The organism is Allostella sp. (genome assembly GCF_041913585.1).
Taxonomy (GTDB): Bacteria; Pseudomonadota; Alphaproteobacteria; order ATCC43930; family Allostellaceae; genus Allostella.
Map to the genome: position 1 here is coordinate 1 of NZ_JAYSFE010000256.1, position 2573 is coordinate 2573.

Genomic DNA, 2573 nt, shown 5'->3' on the forward strand with positions numbered 1-2573 from the left:
CGGAAGGGGAAGTAGCGGGCGGCCGCGCCGCCCGCGCCTCCCCTGCCGTCAGTCGACGCGCGCGCCCGCGCTCTCGACGATGGCGGCCCAGCGGACGATCTCGGCCTTCATCAACCGGTCGAGGTCGTCCGGGCTGCCGGTCAGGGGGTCGATGCCCTGCTTGCTCAGGGTCTCCCGCATCTCGGGCGTCGCCATCACGGCCCGGATCGCCTGGTTGACGCGCTGGACGACAGCCGGCGGGGTCCCCGCCGGGGCATAGACCCCGAACCAGGCCGAGACGACGAAGTCCTTCATGCCGGCCTCGGCCATGGTCGGCACCGCCTCCAGCGCCTTCGACTTCACCCGCTCCGCGCCGGTGACGGCGAGCGGCCTCAGCTTGCCTTCCTCGATGAAGGGCAGCAGTGGCAGGTAGTGGTAGAACATCAGCCGGATGTCGCCGCGCAACAGTCCCTCGATCGCCTGCGCTCCGCCGCGATAGGGGACGTGGACCATGTCGAGCTTCTCGCGCGCCGCCAGCATCGCGCCCGAGAGATGGTTCGAGGTGCCGTTGCCCGACGAACCGTAGTTGAGCTCGCCCGGCTTGGCGCGGGCGTAGGCGACGAGTTCGGCCAGCGTCCGCACCGGCACCGTCGGATTGACCACCAGCACGTTCGGCGCCGTCCCGAACTGGGCGATCGGCGCGAAGTCCTTCACCGGGTCGTAGGGGATCTTCTTGTAGAGCGCGGGATTGATCGCGTGCGTCCCGATCGTGGCCATCAGCAGCGTGTAGCCGTCGGCCGGCGAGCGGGCGACCGCCTCGGCGCCGATGGTGCCGCCGCTGCCGCCGCGGTTGTCGATCACCACCTGCTCGCCCAGCGCCGGACCCAGCTTCTGTGCCAGGATGCGGCCGACGAGGTCGGTCGTGCTGCCGGCCGGGAACGGTACCACCAGCTTGATCGGCTTCGTCGGATAGGCCTGGGCGAGCGCGCCGCCCGTCATCGCCACCACGGCCGCGCAGGCGAGCGCCAGCCTCCGCATCGTCGTCATACCGGTCCTCCCACATCGTTTCTGCCCTTGCCGGGCCCGTCGGGGCGGGAGGCTACGACAGGGTCAGCGCCGGCGCGACAGTTCCTTGCGCATGTAGACCCGGGCCAGCCCGTGCTCGATGCGGCGGTCATATTCGACATAGCCGAGCCGGCGATAGATCGCCTGGTTCTCGGTCATCATCTGATGGGTGTAGAGCCGCAGTTCGACGAGGCCGCGGGCCAGCGCCTCGGTCTCCGCCAGTTCCATCAGCTGCCGGCCGAGCCCGGCGCCCTGATGACTGGGGTCGACCGCGACGTTCTCGACCGCCAGATGGTCCCGGGCCTCGTCGAGGAGCAGCAGCGCGACGATGCGGCGGTCGCGCTCGACGACGAAGCCCCGCATCTGCTGCAGGGCCTCGCCATAGTCGACCAGCATCGGCCCGGGCTTGCGGCCGATGCGCGCGACATAGTGGCCGTAGGCGCGGTCGACGAGCGCCGCCACCCGATAGGCGTCCGCGACGGTCGCCGGCCGCAGGCCGGCGATCATGGCTCGGCGAAGACCGGCAGGCCGGCGCCGATCAGGGCGGGCGGGGCGTAGATGGCGTCGTCGGACACGCGCTGGACCATGCCGTGGACCCCGTCGAGCGCGCCCGGGACCAGTTCCCGGGCGAGGAAGCGATGCGGCTCCACCGGTCCCGGCATCGCCAGGTTCCGCGTCAGGTCGCGGGTGAAGCCGAACGGCGCATAGTAGCCGGGATCGCCGACCAGCACGACGATCCGGTGGCCATCGGCCTCGGCCGCCGCCAGACCGTGGCGCATCAGCGCCTTGCCGAAGCCCAGCCCCTGGAGGGCGGGATCGACGGCGAGCGGCCCCAGCAACAGGCCCGGCACCCGGTCCCAACCGACGGCGATCGGCCAGAAGCGCAGGGTCGCGGCGACCGCTCCGCCCGGCAGGGCGTTGACGAACGAGAGCTGGGGAATGGCCGGAACGCCGTCGCGGAGCCGGTAGGCGGTCTTGCGCTCGCGGCCCGGCGCGAAGCTCCGGTCCAGGAGGGCTTCCACGGCGGCCGCGTCGTGCGGCGTCTCGTAGCGGATGGTCATCGTCGTCCTCGAAGATCGCTGTCGGGTGGCACCGGGAGGCGGTCCGGTGCGGCGATCGGAGGACGGGCTGGGCGATCAGGCCTGGAGCCGCTCCCGGACGCGCACGCGAACCACCGCCCTCGTCGGGCAGAGGCGGGTCGCATTTCGTCGGAGTCGTCGGCTCAGCAAGGCCAGAGGCCCTTTCTCGGCTGTCAGACCGCAGCAGATATCACCGAGATCTCGCGAATTCAAGACGCTGCCCGGTGTTTCTCTTGCGAGGGCACCCTGCTCGGCTACGATGCCCGTCCCTGTCCAGACGCGTCGCCGACCGGCGGCGCCCAGAAGCGAAAATCCGGGAGGAGAGAATGACGGAACGCCCGAAGCTCCGCAGCGGCGAGTGGTTCGGCAAGCAGGACCGCGACGGTTTCGTGCACCGGAGCTGGATGAAGAACCAGGGCCTGCCCTCGCACCTCTTCGACGGGCGCCCGG

3 protein-coding genes are annotated in these 2573 nt (G+C 71.0%); all 3 read right to left on the bottom strand.

What is annotated here, in order from left to right:
- Positions 1–48: 48 nt before the first annotated feature.
- Positions 49–1026 (bottom strand): Bug family tripartite tricarboxylate transporter substrate binding protein, encoded by a 978-nt coding sequence (locus tag ACE3Q3_RS23885; protein WP_374450283.1) that lies wholly within the window; start codon positions 1024–1026, stop codon positions 49–51.
- 63 nt (positions 1027–1089) lie between these two features.
- Positions 1090–1551, bottom strand: a complete 462-nt coding sequence (locus tag ACE3Q3_RS23890; RefSeq protein WP_374450285.1) for a GNAT family N-acetyltransferase — start codon at positions 1549–1551, stop codon at positions 1090–1092.
- Positions 1548–2105: a GNAT family N-acetyltransferase gene (locus ACE3Q3_RS23895; RefSeq protein ID WP_374450287.1), complete on the bottom strand. Its 558-nt coding sequence runs from the start codon at positions 2103–2105 to the stop codon at positions 1548–1550. The genes ACE3Q3_RS23890 and ACE3Q3_RS23895 overlap by 4 nt, the downstream gene beginning before the upstream one ends.
- Positions 2106–2573 lie beyond the last annotated feature (468 nt).